Below are 15,549 nucleotides of genomic sequence, written 5' to 3' on the forward strand. Positions count from 1 at the left end.
ATTGTTATAATTATATTATTTCAGGATCCCAGGGAGATTGAGATCCTGTTCTCTAGCGCAATCAAGCGCTATTTCGTAGCCCGCATCTGCATGACGCATGACGCCCGTTGCCGGGTCATTCCACAAGACCCGGCCGACACGTTCTTTCGCGTCGTCTGTACCATCGCAACAGATCACCATGCCTGAATGTTGCGAGAAGCCCATACCGACGCCTCCACCGTGGTGCAGCGACACCCAGGTCGCCCCCGAAGCAGTGTTGAGCAGGGCATTCAGAAGCGGCCAATCCGACACGGCATCGGAGCCGTCTTTCATCGCTTCGGTCTCACGATTGGGCGAAGCAACGGAGCCAGAGTCCAGGTGGTCGCGACCAATCACAATCGGTGCCTTCAGTTCACCGGTGCGAACCATTTCATTGAACGCCAAACCCAGACGGTGGCGCTGACCCAATCCAACCCAGCAGATGCGTGCCGGCAGTCCCTGGAACGAAATCCGCTCGCGCGCCATATCGAGCCAATTGTGCAGGTGCGGATCGTCCGGGATCAGTTCCTTGACCTTCTGATCGGTCTTGTAGATGTCTTCCGGATCGCCGGAGAGTGCGCACCAGCGGAACGGGCCGATGCCACGGCAGAACAGCGGTCGAATATAAGCTGGCACGAAACCCGGGAAAGCAAAGGCATTTTCAAGGCCTTCATCCTTGGCAACCTGACGAATGTTGTTGCCATAGTCGAGCGTCGGAACGCCGGCATCCCAGAAGGCAACCATGGCCTCAACATGCTCGCGCATGGATGCACAGGCTGCCTTTTCGACGGCCTTTGGATCGCTTTCACGCTTCTCACGCCATTGCGCGACGGTCCAGCCCTTCGGCAGGTAACCGTTGATCGGATCATGAGCAGACGTCTGATCGGTGACGATGTCCGGGCGCGCGCCGCCCGCCTTCATCCGCTCAACCAGCTCCGGGAAGATATCGGCGGCATTGCCGAGAAGTCCGACGGACTTGGCTTCGCCGGCTTTCGTCCACCTGTCGATCATCGCCAGCGCTTCATCCAGCGAAGTCGCCTTTTCGTCGACGTAGCCCGTGCGAAGACGAAAATCGATCCGGGTCTCATCGCACTCGACCGCCAGACAGCAGGCACCCGCCATGACAGCCGCCAGAGGCTGTGCGCCCCCCATACCACCAAGACCACCTGTCAGGATCCATTTTCCGGTCAGGTCGCCATCAAAGTGCTGGCGTCCTGCTTCGACGAAGGTCTCGTAAGTGCCCTGCACGATCCCTTGCGTACCAATGTAGATCCACGACCCGGCAGTCATCTGGCCGTACATGGCCAGTCCCTTCTTGTCGAGTTCGTTGAAATGGTCCCAGTTGGCCCAGTGTGGCACCAGATTGGAGTTGGCAATCAGGACGCGCGGAGCATCCTTGTGGGTGCGGAAAACACCGACTGGCTTGCCGGATTGCACCAGCAGCGTCTCGTTTTCTTCCAGATCCTTCAGCGCCGCAACAATACGGTCGAAGTCTTCCCAGGTGCGGGCTGCCCGGCCAATCCCGCCGTAGACCACCAGCTCATGCGGATTTTCGGCCACATCCGGATGAAGATTGTTCATCAACATGCGCAGTGGCGCTTCCGTCAACCAGGACTTGGCGTTCAGCTCGGTACCGGTGGGCGCAAAAACATCGCGGGCATTGTGACGGCGATCAACCATGGTGGTCTCCTCGGGTAGTCTTCTTGTCAGTTGAATTGAGTGCGCCAGCCAGGTCAGCGAGGTCCGACAGGATCAAGCCAAGGTGCGGCCGCAGCCGGGCGGATCGCTCTTCGCTATAGTCAAACGGCAAGGCTTCGGTCGCCAGATGGGTGCACTGGGCCAGTTCCATCTGGATCGCGTGTACATTCGCCTCTGGCTTGCCATAGTGACGGGTTGTCCAGCCGCCTTTGAAGCGTCCGTTCAGGATGCTGTCGTATCCTTCAGCAGCCTTCGTGCGGGCCAAAACGGCAGCTTCGATCTGCGGCGCGCAAGTGGTGCCGCCGTTGGTCCCAATGTTGAAATCGGGCAGCTTGCCTTCAAACAGAAAAGGAATATGCGAACGGATCGAATGGCAGTCATAAAGGATCGCCACACCGTGGATCGCCTTGACCCTCTCGATTTCGGCCGCAAGTGCTGCGTGATAAACCGCATGCCACGCAATCCGACGCTCTTCGATTTCCGCCGGATCCGGTGCCTGACCCTCCAGATAAATCGGCAAGCCATCAAAATCTGTCGTTGGGCACAGACCCGTGGTGTTCTGCCCCGGATAAAGGCTTGCGCCCGCCGGATCCCGATTGGCATCGATGACATAGCGGTGAAAGTTCGCGCAGACCATCGTCGCGCCCGGCAAAAGATCACGGTAAAGACGGTCGACATGCCAATCGGTGTCGGCCAGCGCCTTGCCGGTGTCATTCAAGCGCATAAAGATCTCGTCCGGCACATAGGTTCCCGCATGAGGAACGCCGAGAATGACCGGACTGTTTCCGGCAAAGACATCAACCGGCTGCATGGCTGGCCTCCAGGCGGATCAGCGGCGCTGCCGAAATCGAGGCGACAAGCGTGCGGTTCAAGACCAACTGGGCTGCAGCGCGTAAGTCAGGCGCCATATAGCGATCGGCCTCAAGAGTTGGCACCACGGCACGCAGACCGTCCAGAGCCAACTGCAAGGCTGGACTGGTCTTCAGCGGCGCCCGGCACTCGATACCCAGAGCGCCACAAAGCAGTTCGACACCGAGAATATTTGCCAGATTTGCCGTCATCCGACCAAGGCGACGGGCGCCATGGGCGGCCATGGAAACATGGTCTTCCTGATTGGCGCTGGTCGGAGTGGAATCTGTCGAGCACGGATTGGCGAGGTGCTTGTTCTCGCTCATGAGTGCTGCCGTCGTCACTTCCGCGATCATCAGCCCGGAATTGAGGCCCGGATCCTTGGCAAGGAACGGCGGCAGATCAAAAGAGAGCGTCGGATCGACCATAAGCGCGACGCGACGCTGGGCGATGGAGCCGATTTCAGCCACGGCCAGCGCGATCTGATCGGCCGCAAAGGCCACAGGCTCCGCGTGGAAGTTGCCGCCCGACACGATCAATCCGGCTTCGGTCAGGACAAGTGGATTGTCGGTCGCCGCATTGGCTTCGATTTCCAGCGTGTTCGCTGCCATCCGCAGAAGGTCGACACACGCACCGGCGACCTGCGGCTGGCAACGAATGCAATAGGGATCCTGTACACGGCTGTCGCCTTCGCGGTGACTTTCCCGGATTTCGGAGCCGTCCATCAGCTTGCGCATGGCGGCAGCCACTTCAATCTGACCACGATGGCCGCGCAGCGCATGGATTTCCGGCAACAACGGAGCCGTCGATCCCATGATGGCATCGGTGGACAGGCTCGCCGTCAGCAGGCAGGCCTCCGCCATACGCCAGGCCTGAAACAAGCCGATCAGCGCATAGGCGGTCGAAAACTGCGTGCCGTTGATCAGTCCAAGACCTTCCTTCGGCCCAAGCACGACAGGTGTCAGCCCGGCCTTTGCCAGAGCATCAGCACCGCTCAGACGCTCGCCGTCAAACTCGGCTTCGCCTTCGCCGATCATCGCAGCGGTCATATGCGCCAGAGGCGCCAGATCACCGGAGGCCCCAACCGAGCCTTGCGCCGGAACAACGGGCGTGACGCCCTTCGCCAGCATATTCTCGATCAGTTCCAGCACCTCGAAGCGCACACCGGAGGCGCCGCGCGCCAGCGACATCAGCTTGAGTGCCATCATCAGACGCACAGTGGCCGGCTCCATGTCGTCGCCGACACCGCAGCAATGAGACAGAATCAGATTCCGCTGAAGCGTCTCTGTGTCTTCGGCTGCGATCTTGACGCTGGCCAGCTTGCCGAAGCCTGTATTGACGCCATAGACGGCCTCATTCCCCATCGCGGCCTGACGGACGCGCTCAGCGGCGGCATCAATGGCAGGACGGGCGGCACGGTCAATGGTGACGGCCAGCCCTTCACGGTAGATGCGCTCGAGCGCGTCAAGAGTGACTTTGCCCGGTGTCAGCACCAAGGCGTTTGCCGGTGCGGTCATTCGGAACCTCCGAAAATACGTTCTTGAAGGGGATTAAAGCCGATGCGATAGGCAAGTTCGGCAGGCGTCTGGAGATCCCAGATGGCGATGTCGGCCCTTAGGCCCTCACGCAAGGTTCCGCAATCCGCCAGGCCCAGCGCCTTTGCGGCTTCGCGGGTGACGCCTGCAAGTGCCTCTTCGGGCGTCATGCGGAACAGTGTGCAGGCCATGTTGAGGGTGAGAAGCAGGCTGGTCAGGGGCGACGAGCCCGGATTGCAGTCGGTCGCCAATGCTATGGAGACATCATGCTTGCGCAGAAGCCCGACCGGCGGGAGCTGCTTTTCGCGCAGGGTGTAGAAGGCACCCGGAAGAAGAACCGCCACAGTGCCGGCGGCCGCCATCTCCTTCACACCGGCCTCATCCAGATATTCCAGATGGTCGGCGGACATGGCTCCACGTCGGGCAGCTAATGCGGCGCCGCCAAGGTTCGACAACTGTTCGGCGTGGAGCTTGATCGGCAGGCCCAGCTCCGCCGCCTTGTCGAACACCCGCGCCATCTGGTTCGGAGAAAAAGCAATCCCTTCGCAAAAGCCGTCAACCGCGTCGACCAGCCCCTGCGCATGGGCTTCCTCAAGGGTCGGCAGGCAGATCTCGTTGAGATAGCGGTCTTCTTCACCCTTGAACTCGACCGGCACGGCATGAGCGCCGAGGAAACTGGTCAGCACCCGAACCGGACGCTGCTCACCGACCTTGCGGGCAACACGCAGCATGCGCAACTCGGTCTCCCGGTCAAGACCGTAGCCGGACTTGATCTCAAGGGTGGCGACGCCCTCCGCCAACAGCGCATCGACACGTTTCAGCGCATCGATCAGTAGCGCATCTTCGCCGGCTTTACGGGTTGCCTCAACCGTTGAAACGATGCCACCGCCAGCCTTGGCAACTTCCTCATAAGAGGCCCCATTCAGGCGCATCTCGAATTCCATCGCCCGGTTGCCACCGAACACCACGTGGGTGTGGCAGTCGATCAGCGCTGGCGTGACCAAAGCTCCTTCAAGATCTTGAGAAGAAAGCGAGGCAAGCTCAGCCGGCAGGCTAGCCTCCGGCCCGCAATAGCGGATGACGCCATCTTCAATCGCAATCGCACCCTGCTCGACCAGACCATAGGGGCTGGTGCCGGGTTGCATGGTGGCAAGGGTGGCATTTCGTAAAATCTGGCTCGACACGATGACCATTCCGCGCTTGAATAAATTGCGTTAGATGAGAATATGCATGCACATAATAACGTGTCAACGAGGATTCTGTCAGTGACCCAAGACCGGACAACCCAGCTTCTGGCAAACCAGGCCCTGACACCCGACGGGTGGAAGTCGAACGTTCTGGTGAGCGTCGAGAATGGCCGGATTTCTTCGGTTACACCAAATGCCACCGCGCTTCCCGCGTCGGTGGAAAGGCTGGAAACCTTGCTCCCGGCCCCAGCAAACCTGCATTCCCATGCCTTCCAGCGCGCCATGGCGGGCATGAGCGAGCGCCGCGGTCCGGAAGCCCGCGACACGTTCTGGACATGGCGTCAGATCATGTATCGGTTCCTCGATGTGCTGACCCCCGACGACATCGAATCCATTGCCGCCTTCGTGCAGATGGAAATGCTCGAGGCTGGCTATGCCTGTAATGTCGAGTTCCACTATGTTCACCATCAACCCGGCGGTGCGCCTTACGCCAATTTGGCCGAGCTTTCAGAGCGGATCGCGGCCGCGACTGACCAGAGCGGCATCGGCCTGACGCTTTTGCCGGTGCTTTACAGTCAGGGCGGTTGTGACGGCGGCCCGCTCGGGCCTGGACAGATCCGGTTTGGCAATGACATTGAGCGCTATCTCCGTCTGCATGAGGGTGCCACCCGCGCAGTTTCCTCCCTGACCGACGATTGCCGGATGGGCGTTGCCCCGCACTCCCTGCGCGCTGTGCGCCGCGAAGACATTGCCCCCTGCATTGAGCTTGCGGGCACATCGCCTCTGCACATGCATCTGGCCGAACAGGTGAAGGAAGTCGAAGAAGTCGAAGCCGCCTATGGCCGCCGCCCTGTCAACTGGCTCCTGGAAAATCATGACGTCAGTGAAAACTGGTGCCTGATCCACTGCACCCAGATGACAGCCTCAGAGACAACAGCCCTGGCACGCACAGGCGCCGTCGCCGGTCTCTGTCCCATCACCGAATCAAGTCTGGGTGACGGTATCTTCAACGGCGTCGACTACCTGGCTGCCGGTGGGCGGCTAGGCATTGGATCGGATTCCAACGTCCGCATTTCCCTGTCTGAAGAACTCCGTACCCTGGAATATTCCCAGCGCCTGCGGGACAGATGTCGTGCCAGCGTTGCAACGCCCGAGCGCTCGACCGGTCGCGTGCTGTTTGACGCAGCCCTCCAAGGCGGCGCCCGCGCTGCGAATCGCGACAGCGGCGCTCTCGCGCCAGGCTCACTCGCGGATTTTCTCGCCCTTGATGGCAATGCAGTGGACCTTGCCGGCTGCAAAAGCGATGACACACTGGATACCTGGATCTTTGCCGGAAACGACCGGATGGTCACAGACGTCTGGTCCGCTGGGCGGCATCTGGTTAAAGAGGGCGTCCATATTCGCGGCGACGACATACGCACCCGCTATCGCGCAACGATGAAGGCACTGAGGCAGAGACTTTGACAGTCAAGGAAAGCAATAGCTGGATCCGCATTCGCGAAGAGCTTCTGCGCCGCATCAACGAACGCGTCTGGCAGCCGGGAGAAACCATTCCCGGTGAGGCCGAATTGGCGGAAGAGTTCGGCTGCGCCCGGACCACCGTCAACCGGGCCCTGCGGGATCTGGCGGAAGCAGGTCTTGTCACCCGAAGGCGCAAGGCGGGAACCCGTGTAGCCGTCAATCCGCCGCACAAGGCCACCTTTACCATTCCGATCATTCGGGAGGAGGTTGAAGCTCGTGGCTCCAGCTACAGCCATTCTCTGCTGAAACGTGAGAAGCGTCCTCTTCCGACCTCCCTGCACGCTGCATTTCCAGTCGGGGACGAAGCCTTTCTGCTTTACACGGAAACCGTCTATTTTGCCGACGACCGCCCGTTCATGTTCGAGGAACGCTACACCAACATTGATGCCACGCCGGCGTTCGCCGAAGCCGCTTTCGATCTGATCAGCCCGAACGAATGGCTGGTTCAAAACGCGCCCTTCACCACCGGAGATCTGACCTGCTACGCGGCAAACGCTGGTCCCGCCCTGTCCGGCCTGTACGAATGCCAGGACAACACACCGCTTTTCGTGATGGAACGCGTGACGTTTAATCAGACCCAGCCTATCACCCACGTACGCATGACCTACTCACCCGGCTATCGCTTGCGCACCGGCTTCTGAGGAGCCTATCGGGCATCGTTGCTGCTTTAGGCCCAGCCTTTGAGCGCCCGCCCCGAATAATAGCTGGGTGTCGTGGCCCGGTAGAGCGGAATGGTGGCAGCGCCCAGATGCGGCTTGTCACTCATCGCGGAAAGGCGGATTTCCGGCGGTTCAACATGAAAATCCTCCCCCAGGATTTCCAGTGAACCCAGATGCTCAACGAAATGCCGGATAATCCAGTCGGGCAAGGAACCGCCAAACACGATGGCTGTCGGATCAAGCGTACGCGCCACTGTCAGTGATAGGACCCGCAACTGATCCGTTGCCCGGTCAAGCCAGCCGCGAATAGCCGGATGATCGCTGTAGCTCTCGTCGATCTCACGCAGGCGCCGAACGTTGATACCCTGCGTTGACAGAAGATTGCACAGGTCCTGACCAGATGGACGCGGGTGCGACTTGGGAAACAGCCCGCCAAACTCCCCGGCGTTGCGGTTGGTCCCGCGGTAAAGCTGGCGCTGCACGACGACGGCGCCACCGATGCCATAGGTCAGCCAGATCAGCGCAAAATTCCGGAGGTTACGCCCAGCGCCATAATAGAGTTCGGACAGAACCACGGCCTTACCGTCGTTCTCGTGAAACACCGGCATGTCGAAATAGTCGTCAAAGTCCTTGTTGACGTCGATGTCATGCCAGCTGGAAAACTGCTGGATCTGAAAAACATGACCGGGATTGCGCGAGAAATGCCCGGGAAACGACAGGCCACATCCAAGCACTCGGCTCCTGTCGATGCCGGCTTGCTTGATCACGGCTTCAACGGCCGGAGACGCCACACCCATGATGTGATCGAAGCTGTGATCATCCAGCTCCTGAACATGCTCAGCCCTGATTTTTCCCTCAAGATCCGCCACACAGATCCGGATATCGTCGGGGTTGAAATACACCCCAACAGTAAACAGGCCCTCCGGATTAAGCTTCACAGCCGTCGAGGGCTTGCCACGACCTGTCGGGGGCCGGCTTTCACTGTCTTCCACTATAAGGGCGCCCTCAAGAAGGCTAGACGTCAAACGGGTAAGCGTAGGCGCAGAAACCGCCATCTCTCTGGCAAGCTCGATCCGGGACATGCCGCCGCGCCCGCGAAGCAGTTCAATAACCCGCCGCTCATTATACCCCAGATTGATCAACCCGTTCCCCGCACGCTCTTGACTGACCTTAGACCCTCTACCCGAGAACCGCCAGATAAGCACCAAAAAACGCGATTCTCTCTTCGTCTCTCGATTTCACGGCAGTCTCTATAGATAAATTTTATTGATAAAAATCATAGCCTTATTCTGTTTGTGACAGAATTGTGAAATTCGTCTTGACTTATTTATTTACGTAATAAAACTTAATAGCTGTCCTCATCCGTCCGAACAATAACCAAACAAGAAAAGTTCAAACGGGCGATGAGACGCTGGGAACTAACAGTGATGGAGGCTCTATTGAGAATTTCAAATAAACTACGGACGGCGCTCACCGCCGGTGCCGCAATTCTGGGTGCAATATCCGTCGCACATGCTGATGGCACGGTTGTCGTCTACTCCGCAGCACCACAGCAGCTCGTTGACGAGTTGGTGCCGATGTTCGAAAAACAGACCGGCACAACGGTCGAAGTTATCAAAGCCGGCTCCGGCGAACTGATGAACCGTCTGAAAGCCGAAGCTGAAAAGCCGGCAGGCGACGTGATCTGGAGTGTTGACGGCACGGTCATCGATTTCTCCGCAGAACTTTTCGAGCCCTACAAGCCGGTGGAAGCCGATGCGATCAACCCGAAGTTCACCCCGAGTGAAAACTGGGTTCCGTTTACGGCAGTCGTCACGGCCTTCATCGTCAACGAAGAAGCCCTGAAAGGCGCACCGGTTCCGACATCCTGGAAAGACCTGACCAAGCCGGAATACAAGGGCCTGATCTCGTCCGCACGCGCTGACAAGTCTGGCTCCGCCTATATCCAGCTGGCAACCGTTCTGCAGGATTTCGACACCGAGGAAGCTGGCTGGGATGTCTACAAGGGCATTCTCTCCAACGCCGTGCTTTCCGCTTCGTCCGGCGCTGTTCCGCGTTTCGTCAATGATGGCGAACAGGGTATCGGCATCACCTTGGAAGATGCAGCACTACGCTACAAGGTCGGTGGCGCTGACGTTCAGATCGTCTACCCGAGCGAAGGTACGGCCATCGCTCCAGACGGAATGGCACTCGTGAAGGGCGCTCCGAACGCAGAAAACGGCAAAGCCTTCATCGACTTCATCGTCTCGAAGGAAGCTCAGGAAGCTGTTGCCGGCATCGGCCGTCGCCCGATCCGCACAGATGTTGCGTCCAACCCGGAACTGATCTCCATCAACGATGTTCCGGATGCAAACTACGACTTTGCGTGGGCTGCGGAAAACCGCGCCCGTCTGGTCGAAACCTGGACCGATCTGCTGCTCGACCTCGAGTAGGATCTGCTTTCCGGAGGGCGACACCACTCGCCCTCCGGCTTTTCCCTAATTCCCTGAAGTCTGAATTTATTGCTGCCCCTGCCGCGGGCGCACGGAGTCCCTTTCATGGCCGATGTCGAGATCTCGAACATTCGTAAAAGCTATGGCGATGTCGTCGCCCTGTCCGGCATCAACATTTCCATTCCCTCGGGATCTTTCTTCACGCTCTTGGGCCCGAGCGGCTGTGGCAAGACCACCCTGCTGCGCACCATTGCCGGTTTTCACCAGCAAGACAGCGGTGGCATCGGCATCCAGGGGCAGGCGATTGAACACACGCCAGCGCACAAGCGCGACGTCGGCATGGTGTTTCAGGATTACGCCGTTTTCCCGCACATCAGCGTCTACGACAATATTGCCTTTGGCCTGAAGCAGCGAAAAATCTCCAAGTCGGAGATTTCCGAGCGCGTTGCAAAGATCCTCGACATCGTGCAGCTCACTGACTACGCCGACCGCATGCCACATGAGCTTTCCGGCGGCCAGCAGCAGCGTGTCGGCCTCGCCCGCGCCCTGGTCATCAATCCGAAAGTTCTGCTCATGGATGAGCCGCTTTCCAATCTCGACGCAAAACTGCGTGTTGATCTGCGCCGCGAACTGCGCGCGATCCAGCAGTCGATGAACATCACCACTGTCTACGTTACCCACGATCAGGAAGAAGCTCTGGCGATGTCCGACATTGTCTGTGTGATGTATGGCGGTGTCATCCAGCAGGCCGCGCCGCCCTGGGAAGTCTACAACAGCCCGTCGAACAAGTTCGTGGCGTCGTTTGTCGGTGCCAACAACTTCCTGACGCTAGAATGGGATGGCGGGCAGCCCTCCCTTGCGGGCACGCCTGTCGCCCTGCCCCAGGCCAAGCCCCTGCCGAATGCAGACAAGGTTGTTGCAGCCATCCGGCCAGAATTCATCTCGGTCAACCCGACAATATCCTCCCCCGACACGATCACTCTCTCTGCCAAGATCCGCCTCGTGAGTTTTACCGGGCGTGAAATGAATGTCGCCGCTGTCCTTGCATCTGGCGAAGAGATAGAGGCGATCACAGCTCCTTCTCCCGCAATCCTCGCGCTCAAGACAGACGACGACATCACGCTCGCCTTCCCAGCCAGCGACGTGCAGATCTTTGCAGACGCGGTGACAGGAGAGCGTTTGTCATGAGCTCACTTGCCACCCTCTTGCCAGGTTCCCGGCTGAGAATGCCGGGATTTTGGACCGTCATCACAGCGCTCGCCGTGCTGCTTCTGGCCGTGTTTCTTCTACTACCGATCCTCAACGTCTTCGCCATCAGCTTTTTCGATGCCAAGACCGGCGACTTCGGCGTGTCGAACTACATCCAGGTTCTGACCCGACGCTATTACACAACGGCACTTTGGAACACGATCATCATCGGCGCGCTGGGAATGCTCGGCGCCTGCCTCATCGGTATTCCGCTCGCCTTCTGCACCTCCCGCTACCGGATCCGTGGACGCGCAGTCATCGCGACCTTTGCGGTTCTCGTGCTTTGCGCCCCGCCTTTCATTGGCGCCTATGCCTGGATCATGCTGTTCGGCTCCAACGGCGCCGTCACCAACATCCTGAAGAGCATCGGCATCGACATGCCGACGATCTACGGTATTCCCGGAATCGTTCTGGTCTTCAGCCTCAAGTTCTTTCCTTACATCTACCTGATGACGGAAAACGCGCTGAACACGATCAACAAGTCCTATGAAGATGCGGCGGAAAACCTCGGTTGCACGGCTTTTCAGCGGTTCATGAAAGTCACTCTTCCGTTGGTTTTCCCGGCTGTCAGCACCGGGGCAATCATCTGCTTCGTGCTGTCGATTGCCGACTTCGGAACACCCGCCATTCTGGGCCGTGGTGTCCGGACGCTCTCGACGATCGCCTATTCGCAATACACCTCAGAAATGGCTGGAACGCCGACCATGGCCGTGACAATCTCCATGTTGATGATCGCAATCTCCATGGCGGCCCTTCTTCTGCAGCGCCGTATTCTGGCAAAGCGTCGCTATGCCAGCGCCCTGACCAACCGTCCGGTAAAACAGTCGCTGACAGGCTCGAAGTCGCTCCTCGTGCATGGGTTCTGCTACGCGGTTGTCTTCCTCGCCATGCTGCCGTCGCTGACCGTCGTCTACACATCCTTTCTCGCCACCAGCGGCCCGGTCTTCACCGGCGGCTTTGGCTTGGGAAGCTATGAACGTGTCCTACACAACTCGCCGACCGCTATTGCCAACAGCTTCATGTTTGCCTTTGGAGCGGTCGTGTTGATCGCCATTGTCTCCGGGTTGTTGTCCTTCATCGTCGTCCGCAAAGACAATGTCGTCGCAGGCTCTCTCGACCTGCTGCTGATGGTGCCGTATCTGATCCCCGGCGTGGTGATGGCCATCGGCTATGTGGCGACCTTCCGCAATCCTCCCTTCGACATCACCGGCACGGCGCTGATCATCATCTTGATCGTCTTCATCCGGCGACTGCCCTACGGCGTGCGATCGACGACGTCGATCCTCCGTCAGATCAAGCCTTCCATTGAGGAAGCTGCGGTCAATCTCGGCGCCTCACCGGCCAAGACCTTCACATCGATCACCGTGCCTCTGATGACGCCCGGTTTGATAATCGGATCGCTCATGAGTTTCATCACGGCGATCAACGAGCTGTCTTCAACGCTGATCCTCTACACGTCCCGAACCATCACCATGCCCGTGCTGATCTACATTCAGGTCATTGACGGCGAGTTCGGGACGGCGGCGGCTCTCTCCACATTGCTCCTCCTCAGCACCGGCATCTGCGTCTTCGCGGTGTTCCGAATGTCGGAGAGCAAGGAATCCGCCTTCGTCTGACCGGCCACGGGCCACTCGATCTCAAAATACGCGCACCGGCCCCGGCCGGAGCGACCCCGTATGTCCAAAGGAACGTCCATGAACATCGAGGCCTTCTCGCGTTCGAAGTATAAAAACAGCACCAAGCCTGGTGACGATGTCATCCTGATCGAACCCGACCAGGTTCTGGCGGTCTTCGACGGTGCGACTGATCCGACTGGCGCATTTTACAACGGAGAGAGTTCGGGGCGGATTGCAGCCCGAAGCGCCGCACGGTGTGTCGCCGACATGCTGGTGCGTGGAACGCTGGATGAAGCGCCGGCGGAAATGATCTTTCAGGAAATCAGCACCTCTGTGAAAACCGCAGCGCAGGAACGCAACGTCGCGCACCCCGCCTCAACGACGGCGGCCCTTGCAGTCAAATGCGGTGACATGTACCGAATTCTTGCCTTGGGCGACACCGGGGTGCGCCTCAACGGCACGAAAATCCTGCAGCACCACAAGATCATCGACACCGTCAGCACTGCCGCGCGCATTCAGGTTCACAAGACGCTCAGCCAAAGAATGGACGAGAGCGATGACGTCGAATTTGCGACCCGGCAGACGATCTTTCTGGGACTAGAGGCCGCCATCGAAACCGGCAAGCTGACCCGGCAAGAGACCGAGCTCGCAATTCAGGCCGCGACCCAGGCCTCAGGCTTGCCGCAAAGTGTGGTGGCAGAGTTTCTCTCTGGCGGCATTCGCACCCAGTTTCACTATGCCAATGCTGATCACCTGCTTGGCTTTGCATCCCTCAATGGCGGCCAGGTGATTGCGAACGGCCTGACAGATCTCACCATTCCAGCCTCTGAGCTTGAAAGCATCGAGATCTTCTCAGACGGCTATATTTCCATTCCAACCTCCGGCATTCGCTGTGCCGATTGGGAAGCGGAATTTACCCGCGTAGAAACCGAAGACTTTCACAAGACCGGCGCCTTCCCTGCGGTCAAGGGTTCGACCTCCAGCGAAACTTGCGACGACCGCACTGTCATCTCCGCCGGAATTTAAGACCTAAAAGCCAATGGAACCCGAGTAATAACACCGGCGCATGGGCATGTGCCGGTGTCTTGGTGTGCAAGGCCGTGGACACTATCGCCCCAGTGCCGCGGCCGTTAACTGAGAAAGCGCCGTGCGCTGCATCCCCTCAGCATCGAAGTTTTCCGGTGCCAGCCAGCTCTCGTAAGCGGGCTTCAACACCGCCCATTCACTGTCGATAATGGCGAACCAGGCCGTATCCCGATTCAGGCCTTTCTGAATCATGTGCTGACGGAAAATGCCTTCAAAATTGAAGCCAAAGCGTCCTGCGGCAACTTTTGACGGTTGGTTTTCATTGTTGCACTTCCATTCAAAGCGGCGATATTTCAACTCTTCGAACACGTATGTCAGACAGAGATACATCACCTCTGTTGCTGCCCGACTGCGTGCCATCGCTGGGCCCCAGTAGATGTGCCCCACCTCGATGACCCCATTAGCGGCATCAATGCGCAGGAACGCCTGACGCCCGACCGCCTTGCCCGTCCGCTTGTCAACAATGGCATAAAACAGCGGATCCGCGCTGCGAGAGGCCGCTTCGGCCCATTCGGTCACATCCTGGAGTTCCTCCGGGGCGGCCTCAGCGAGGTAGCGATACTTCTCCGCCCGGTCTTCAACGCTTGCAGCAACAAACAGATCTTCGCTATGCGCCGCAACGTTCAAAGGCTCCAGCCGCACGAATGTGCCCTCAAGGACAGTCTTCTTTGGGGTAACAGGGTGATAGCTGATCATGATCTTTCTTCATCATTCAATTGGCTTAGACATAGGCCACCCTATAACTGTGGCAGCGACCGCCGACAGGCTAAAACCCACTGGTATAATGAGATTTTCAAATACCCCATACCACTCACCCGCAACAGAACAGTCCCCGCACCAGCTTAACGATCCGGCACTGCAAGCAACGGCATGAACAGTGAAAAAAGCTCTGCCTGAGAGGAGATGCTGCATTTCCGGTAAAGCTGCTTGCGGATCACCTTCACCGTCTGGAAGCTGATCCCCAGCCGCAACCCGATCGATACCGACGAGTGCCCGCGCAAGATCAACAGCGCGACTTCCGCTTGGCGCGGGCTAAGCTTGACGCCCAGCAATCGCTCCCCGGACGCAATCAGCAGATTGGTGACTTTCTCTTCGGAATAATCACCACTCGACGTGAGTCCCGACCAGCGCTGCTGGATCAGCCCACAGACAATCGGTGCCAACCGCTCAGCCATCAGAAGGTCACGACCCGAAAAGCGCCGTCCAGACGACAAGTCACGCCCCAGGCAGACATGCACCGACACACCATCTGACGGATAAGCGATGAAGGCGATCTCATCGATCAGTGTGGTGCGCTGATAGTAGGACGCAAAATACTCGTTCCGCTGGAAGTGATCCGGCGCGATGTCCTTCAATCGGTACAGACCCGCCGGCGCCTTCTCCACATGTAGAGCATGGTAGGGATCGAGTAGATAGATCCCGGAGACATAGTCGCTCTCCAGCTTCTCATGGACGTATTTTTCCACCGCCTGAGCGAAAAGCACCTCCGGCCGACCACTTTGGAAATAGGCCAGCATCGTCGTATTATCGATCTGAAAGCAGCGGCTCAGCCACTGAAACAGAGCATTTTCGAACTGCTCGGAGGCCAGAGAAGCAATGGTCTCGCCAAGTTTCTTTTCCGCAGAATTGGGCAGATTCAACCCCATACCTCCTTGGGGGTATATACCCCCTCAAAACATCATTTTACCATTCGGACACCT

Annotated in this window: 13 protein-coding genes; 6 read left to right on the top strand and 7 right to left on the bottom strand. The window is 58.5% G+C overall.

What is annotated here, in order from left to right:
* Positions 1-15: 15 nt before the first annotated feature.
* Genes hutU through hutI form a run of 4 tightly spaced genes read right to left on the bottom strand, consistent with a single transcriptional unit; the run spans position 16 to position 5,293 of the window.
* The gene (gene hutU / locus J0X15_RS02195; protein ID WP_206937867.1) at positions 16-1,698 is read right to left on the bottom strand and encodes a urocanate hydratase; all 1,683 of its coding nucleotides are present in this window, start codon (positions 1,696-1,698) and stop codon (positions 16-18) included.
* Positions 1,691-2,527 (bottom strand): N-formylglutamate deformylase, encoded by an 837-nt coding sequence (hutG, locus tag J0X15_RS02200; protein ID WP_206937868.1) that lies wholly within the window; start codon positions 2,525-2,527, stop codon positions 1,691-1,693. The genes hutU and hutG overlap by 8 nt, the downstream gene beginning before the upstream one ends.
* Positions 2,514-4,082: a histidine ammonia-lyase gene (gene hutH, locus J0X15_RS02205; protein ID WP_206937869.1), complete on the bottom strand. Its 1,569-nt coding sequence runs from the start codon at positions 4,080-4,082 to the stop codon at positions 2,514-2,516. Before hutH ends, hutG begins: the two co-directional genes overlap by 14 nt.
* A complete protein-coding gene (gene hutI, locus J0X15_RS02210) occupies positions 4,079-5,293 on the bottom strand; it encodes an imidazolonepropionase (protein WP_206937871.1) in 1,215 nt (404 codons plus the stop codon). Before hutI ends, hutH begins: the two co-directional genes overlap by 4 nt.
* Before the next feature lie 72 nt (positions 5,294-5,365).
* Here hutI and J0X15_RS02215 point away from each other — a divergent pair, with 72 nt between their 5' ends.
* Both J0X15_RS02215 and J0X15_RS02220 read left to right on the top strand, forming a co-directional pair.
* On the top strand, positions 5,366-6,751 hold the full coding sequence (locus J0X15_RS02215; protein ID WP_408015310.1) for a formimidoylglutamate deiminase: 1,386 nt from the start codon (positions 5,366-5,368) through the stop codon (positions 6,749-6,751).
* Complete coding sequence (locus tag J0X15_RS02220; protein WP_206937875.1) at positions 6,748-7,449, top strand: GntR family transcriptional regulator; 702 nt, start codon at positions 6,748-6,750, stop codon at positions 7,447-7,449. The genes J0X15_RS02215 and J0X15_RS02220 overlap by 4 nt, the downstream gene beginning before the upstream one ends.
* Positions 7,450-7,475: 26 nt before the next feature.
* Here J0X15_RS02220 and J0X15_RS02225 read toward each other — a convergent pair whose 3' ends face one another.
* Positions 7,476-8,609, bottom strand: a complete 1,134-nt coding sequence (locus J0X15_RS02225) for an ROK family transcriptional regulator (RefSeq protein WP_209015002.1) — start codon at positions 8,607-8,609, stop codon at positions 7,476-7,478.
* Between the two features lie 297 nt (positions 8,610-8,906).
* Between J0X15_RS02225 and J0X15_RS02230 the strand changes: the two genes are divergently transcribed.
* The 4 genes from J0X15_RS02230 to J0X15_RS02245 all read left to right on the top strand — a co-directional run bounded on the left by J0X15_RS02230 (position 8,907) and on the right by J0X15_RS02245 (position 13,789).
* Complete coding sequence (locus J0X15_RS02230) at positions 8,907-9,899, top strand: ABC transporter substrate-binding protein (RefSeq protein ID WP_231710242.1); 993 nt, start codon at positions 8,907-8,909, stop codon at positions 9,897-9,899.
* 105 nt (positions 9,900-10,004) lie between these two features.
* Positions 10,005-11,087 (top strand): ABC transporter ATP-binding protein, encoded by a 1,083-nt coding sequence (locus tag J0X15_RS02235; protein WP_206937879.1) that lies wholly within the window; start codon positions 10,005-10,007, stop codon positions 11,085-11,087.
* Positions 11,084-12,763 (top strand): ABC transporter permease, encoded by a 1,680-nt coding sequence (locus J0X15_RS02240; RefSeq protein ID WP_209015003.1) that lies wholly within the window; start codon positions 11,084-11,086, stop codon positions 12,761-12,763. The genes J0X15_RS02235 and J0X15_RS02240 overlap by 4 nt, the downstream gene beginning before the upstream one ends.
* A gap of 60 nt (positions 12,764-12,823) precedes the next feature.
* Complete coding sequence (locus J0X15_RS02245; protein WP_206937881.1) at positions 12,824-13,789, top strand: protein phosphatase 2C domain-containing protein; 966 nt, start codon at positions 12,824-12,826, stop codon at positions 13,787-13,789.
* An 81-nt stretch (positions 13,790-13,870) separates the two neighbouring features.
* On the opposite strand, the gene J0X15_RS02250 is transcribed toward J0X15_RS02245, so the two are convergent.
* The gene (locus J0X15_RS02250) at positions 13,871-14,545 is read right to left on the bottom strand and encodes a GNAT family N-acetyltransferase (protein WP_206937884.1); all 675 of its coding nucleotides are present in this window, start codon (positions 14,543-14,545) and stop codon (positions 13,871-13,873) included.
* Between the two features lie 146 nt (positions 14,546-14,691).
* Entirely contained in the window at positions 14,692-15,489 is a 798-nt protein-coding gene (locus tag J0X15_RS02255) for a helix-turn-helix transcriptional regulator (protein ID WP_209015004.1), read from the bottom strand.
* Positions 15,490-15,549 lie beyond the last annotated feature (60 nt).

It is taken from the genome of Roseibium limicola, assembly GCF_017313085.1.
Taxonomy (GTDB): domain Bacteria; phylum Pseudomonadota; class Alphaproteobacteria; order Rhizobiales; family Stappiaceae; genus Roseibium; species Roseibium limicola.

Excerpts from the sequence above, each read along its gene's own strand:
- hutU (WP_206937867.1), bottom strand. The coding sequence starts at position 1,698 with ATGGTTGATCGCCGTCACAATGCCCGCGATGTTTTTGCGCCCACCGGT.
- hutG (WP_206937868.1), bottom strand. The coding sequence starts at position 2,527 with ATGCAGCCGGTTGATGTCTTTGCCGGAAACAGTCCGGTCATTCTCGGC.
- hutH (WP_206937869.1), bottom strand. The coding sequence starts at position 4,082 with ATGACCGCACCGGCAAACGCCTTGGTGCTGACACCGGGCAAAGTCACT.
- hutI (WP_206937871.1), bottom strand. The coding sequence starts at position 5,293 with ATGGTCATCGTGTCGAGCCAGATTTTACGAAATGCCACCCTTGCCACC.
- J0X15_RS02235 (WP_206937879.1), top strand. The coding sequence starts at position 10,005 with ATGGCCGATGTCGAGATCTCGAACATTCGTAAAAGCTATGGCGATGTC.
- J0X15_RS02240 (WP_209015003.1), top strand. The coding sequence starts at position 11,084 with ATGAGCTCACTTGCCACCCTCTTGCCAGGTTCCCGGCTGAGAATGCCG.
- J0X15_RS02245 (WP_206937881.1), top strand. The coding sequence starts at position 12,824 with ATGTCCAAAGGAACGTCCATGAACATCGAGGCCTTCTCGCGTTCGAAG.
- J0X15_RS02250 (WP_206937884.1), bottom strand. The coding sequence starts at position 14,545 with ATGATCAGCTATCACCCTGTTACCCCAAAGAAGACTGTCCTTGAGGGC.